The 4,638-nt window shown below is 43.2% G+C and carries 4 protein-coding genes and 1 pseudogene; 3 read left to right on the plus strand and 2 right to left on the minus strand.

Translation table 11 applies throughout. The annotated features are described in order from the left end of the window. The 3 genes and pseudogenes from A3729_RS33805 to A3729_RS06135 form a co-directional block, all read left to right on the plus strand. Positions 1-615, plus strand: a pseudogene (locus tag A3729_RS33805) (hypothetical protein); the annotation flags it as partial. Between the two features lie 151 nt (positions 616-766). Then, the gene (locus A3729_RS06130) at positions 767-2,332 is read left to right on the plus strand and encodes an inorganic phosphate transporter (protein ID WP_068507534.1); all 1,566 of its coding nucleotides are present in this window, start codon (positions 767-769) and stop codon (positions 2,330-2,332) included. 87 nt (positions 2,333-2,419) lie between these two features. Continuing rightward, positions 2,420-2,674, plus strand: coding sequence for a DUF4404 family protein (locus tag A3729_RS06135; protein ID WP_068507532.1), 255 nt, complete (start codon positions 2,420-2,422; stop codon positions 2,672-2,674). A gap of 65 nt (positions 2,675-2,739) precedes the next feature. Here the strand turns inward: A3729_RS06135 and A3729_RS06140 are convergent, their stop codons facing one another. Then, positions 2,740-3,720, minus strand: a complete 981-nt coding sequence (locus A3729_RS06140) for an SDR family oxidoreductase (RefSeq protein WP_068507530.1) — start codon at positions 3,718-3,720, stop codon at positions 2,740-2,742. Next, positions 3,717-4,535: a lysophospholipid acyltransferase family protein gene (locus A3729_RS06145; protein WP_068507528.1), complete on the minus strand. Its 819-nt coding sequence runs from the start codon at positions 4,533-4,535 to the stop codon at positions 3,717-3,719. The genes A3729_RS06140 and A3729_RS06145 overlap by 4 nt, the downstream gene beginning before the upstream one ends. Between the last annotated feature and the right edge of the window lie 103 nt (positions 4,536-4,638).

The following is a 4,638-nucleotide window of genomic DNA, read 5'->3' on the forward strand; positions in this document are numbered from 1 at the left end:
TGGGGTGGTATGATCAACGGTATGATGACGCTTTCTGGTGCATGGCATAAACTACGTACTGACCCAGTACTACGTTTCTTGGTTGTATCGCTTTCTTTCTATGGCATGTCTACTTTCGAAGATGAGTATTTCATTCTAAGCAACCCACTAGATGAGGACACCGATAACGACGGTATTCCTGATGGGTATGAGGTATTGGTTGGTCTCAACGTTCTAGATTCATCGGACGCCGTAAATGACAATGATGGTGATGGCTCGTCTAATCTTGATGAATATTTGGCAGGGACACAAATAGACAACGCAAGCAGCGTACCGGAACTCCCGTCAACCCCTGATTCGGGTGGACAAGATATTTACGCTGTTGAGCTTAATTGGTCGGCACCAAACACTAGAGAGGATGGAAGCGCTTTGAGCCAGGGCGATATCAAGTCTTATAAAATTTATCGTGGGGCAAGTAGTGGCAATATGGTGTTGCTAATAACCGTAACAGACCCTGAAGCGACTTCGGTTGCTTTGGAATCTCTAAGCGCTGGTACTCATTACTTTGCGATCAGTACCGTGACTAAGGATAACTCTGAGAGCAAAAAGTCTTCGATTGTCGAAGTAAATATATAGAGAATTGTAATTGCCTTGTACCAATATAAGGTGGATTTGTTGCCGGGATTTTGCTACCAAGTTAAATAAATTCAAATAATTGTTACATTTATGTGACGGTCGATTTATAGTGCGCACAATATCAAACTCTAATGGTAAAGGTGTGCATGATATGGATTTAAAATCTGCTCAAAAAATCGATTCTGCTGTGAACGATAGTCGAAAAGAATTTTCTCGTCTGGGGCTGGCATTTTTATTCTTAGCCGGGATTCTAGCTTACGTCGCGACAAGCTTCCAGCTTGGACAAGGTTCTTTGGTTTTATCTATCGCCGCAGTAGTTGGCGGCTATATGGCAATGAATATAGGTGCCAATGATGTGGCCAATAACGTTGGCCCAGCGGTTGGCTCAAAAGCGCTCACACTAACCTGGGCGATAATAATAGCTGCAATCTTTGAGGCCGGTGGTGCCTTGTTAGCTGGCGGTGAAGTCGTCAGTACCATTAAGAAGGGTATTATCAACCCCGAAAATATTACTGATTCCACTACTTTTATCTGGTTAATGCTTTCAGCCTTATTTGCTGGTGCTGTTTGGTTGAATGCAGCTACTTACCTCGGTGCGCCCGTTTCAACAACTCATTCAATCGTTGGTGGCGTGCTTGGCGCAGGTATTGCTGCTGGCGGATTGGCCATTGCAAACTGGAATAAAATGGGGATGATTGCTGCGAGTTGGGTTATCTCACCTGTGCTAGGGGGCGTTATTGCAGCCTCGCTTCTCCTATTCATTAAAAAGAAGATTATTTATCAGGATGACATGCTTCAATCGGCAAGACGCTTTGTTCCTTGGTTGATCGCGTTGATGGCGTGGGCGTTTAGTACTTATTTAGCGCTTAAAGGTTTGAAAAAAATATGGAAAATTGACTTCCAAATGGCCGCCATGATTGGTCTTGCTGTCGCCGCATGTTTTTTTGTTGTAATAAAACCTTTAGTTTCAAAGTCATCCAAAAAGCAAGAGAATAATAAGGAAGGCGTCAACAATCTCTTCACTATACCTCTGATTTTTGCTGCGGCATTATTAAGTTTTGCGCATGGAGCAAATGATGTTGCAAATGCCGTAGGACCGCTTGCTGCTATCACCGATTCGATTACCAGCGATGGTATTTCTAAAAAAGCGGCTATTCCTCTATGGGTGATGATGATTGGTGCCATTGGTATAGCAATTGGTTTGCTATTGTATGGGCCTAAGCTAATTCGTACCGTGGGCACAGAAATTACAGAGCTTGATAAGTCTAGAGCTTTTTGTGTTGCAATGGCTGCAGCCATTACTGTTATTATTGCCTCTCAGCTTGGTCTGCCTGTTAGTTCAACCCATATTGCGGTTGGTGGGATCTTCGGTGTTGGCTTCCTTAGGGAGTATCTAAAAACTAGTTATGCAAGTCAATTGCATACCATGCTTAGTCACCATGAGGGTGAAGAAAAGCGCCGGCTATCCGAGTTTCTTGATGATTTTAAAAGCGCATCTGTCGAAGAGATGGAAAAAATGCTGCAGACTGCAAAACAAGAGAAAAAAGCGCTTGGCTTTAATAAGGTCGAGCGCAAGCGTTTAAAGAAAATATATAAAGAAAAGCTTGTAAAGCGGTCCGCATTCAAGAAAATTATTGCTGCGTGGCTTATCACCGTTCCTGCTTCTGCAGCCCTTGCTGCTACGGTGTTTACTCTGATTTCAGGCTTTAGCATTTAAGATTAAGGCCGCTTCGCTTGACTAGGTTTCTTTACTTGAACCTAGTTAAGCGCTAGCCTTCAAGTTATCACAGTAAAGGAGCTGATTATGCCTAAAGAAAAAGTTGCCCACCTGATTACCGATTTGCATGAACGATTTGGTGACGAGTTAGTTAGCCCTCAGCAGCAGTCTTTGCTAGAGCAAGTTAAGACACATGCTCATGAGATGGATGAGGCTGAGCCCGCCGACCCAAACTTTTTAGAGCTTGTTGAAACCCTTGTTGCCGAGGTTGAGGCCGAGCATCCGAGAGCGGCTGCGATACTTGAGCAGATGCTTGATACCTTAAAAAATATCGGGATTTAAGCGACAACAAAAAGCCGATGATAGCGCTAGCCTCATCGGCTTTTTTACGTCTAGATTTTAGTCTGCTACTCTTTCAATTCACGGTAAGTTCTGAAAATTTCTTTAATCGGGCGTTTCGCTTTAAATCCAAAGGTTTCATTGAAATGAGACCCATCAATAACGACCGGATACTTAAAATAATTAAGCAAATAACACGGAAACATTGTTAAGTTCAGAAAGCCTGTAATGGCACGAGGCAACACGGGCGGGATAGATGGAATGGGTATGGGTGTACACTCACAAAGTTCCAGCGCGTCTTGGTAGGCAACCCAGTCATTTGTCGAAACATTGTAGACACCGCGCTTTCGCTGCTTATGCGCTAGCGTAACGGCATCGGCCATATCATCTATATGTATGAACTGCATGATTGGAGAGAATCCCATCAGTACCGGTGCGTATTTACTTGAAAGTAAGTTGCTGATGGTATTTCGTACGCCAGGGCCGACAATGTTACAGGGCCTTAGAATCGTAATGTTCAAGTCAGGATAGCGCCATAGGTAGATATTAGCTAGGCTTTCAAGCTCGACGGAATCTACCAGGTCCATTGTTAGCTCAGCTGCTTTTAGCGGGGCAGTTTCATCAATCAGTGCCGGGTTATAGGGTGATGACCCATAAACGTGATAGGTTGATAGCACAATAACATTGCTGATCCCGTATTTATGACTTAAGTCCAAAAGCTTTTGTGTGCCAAGAACATTGGCATTATAACGTCTCATCCGTGTTTCTTCTGCAGAAGAAATACGTCCGAGGTGAATAACGCTATCAAAGTCATGATGCTTAAACAGGTCTTCAAAAACGCGTTTATTGAAATCGACTTTATAACTTGGAATGTCGTCGCTGTGATAGGTGATTTTACGGAAATCTACAGCAGCAATTTGGTATTCATCACGAAGTCGATTAATGACTTGCTGGGCTAAGGCGCCGGCAGCGCCTGTAACAAGAACGTTTTTCTTGTGCTCAGCTTTTTTCTTGCTGATTGTTTTGCTAGTGTTTGTACGAGAACTCATTCGAATATTGCCTCCCTTTCATTCAATCCTTTTGCAATCAAGCCATTGATGGCTGATTTAACCTTTTCAACTCTACGCGTCACTTGCTCTTCAGTAAGATCTTCGTCTTCGAAGTAAATAGGTTTCCCAAAGTTGAGGCGAACTTTCGCAGGGAAAATGAAAGGCAGGGCTATTGGAACATAAGGAACGTTTAAAAGCTTAGCTAAGGGCTTGATATTGGCGATAGCAGGGATGGTCTCCTCACAGCCAACGACGCCAACCGGAATAATCGGTGTGGTGTGCTTCATTGCCAAGTGCACAAAGCCATTTCCGAAACGTGCAAGCTGATAGCGATCTTTGTATAGCTTTCCTGAGCCTCGTATTCCCTCCGGGAAAACCACAATAGCCTCACCATTTTCAAGCATTTTTGCGCAATTTATAGGGTCGCCTAATACGGCACCAACCTGATTCAGAAAATTTCCAAGGAATGGAACTGTTGGAAAGAAGCGCTCAATCATTGCGCGAGGTAAACGAGGAGAATTTTCTCGGTTTGCTACTGCATAACCGATAAGTGTTCCATCAATAGGAAGCTGTCCACTATGGTTTGCGATAATTAGTACGGGCCCTGAATCGGGAGTATGCTCAATCCCGCTAGTCTCTACGCGAAAGTATTTGTTGTAAATGCCAGAGAATAAAGAAAAAACAATCTTATTGGTATCAGAGTTAAAACCCCATGGGTCATAGCCAAGGGTTCCAACTGGTTTTTCTATCTTATCGAGTTGGACGTTTAGTTCTTTTGATACTAGTTTATCTTTTAGAAAAGATTTTAAGCCCATTTCAAATCCTTTGACATATTATTGTGTTGCTGTTCTATCTTGACTCGACTTAGTTTTGTGACTGTGAGTCGACATGAACATTATGTCATATTATTACGCTGCG

The organism is Oleiphilus sp. HI0043 (assembly GCF_001634935.1).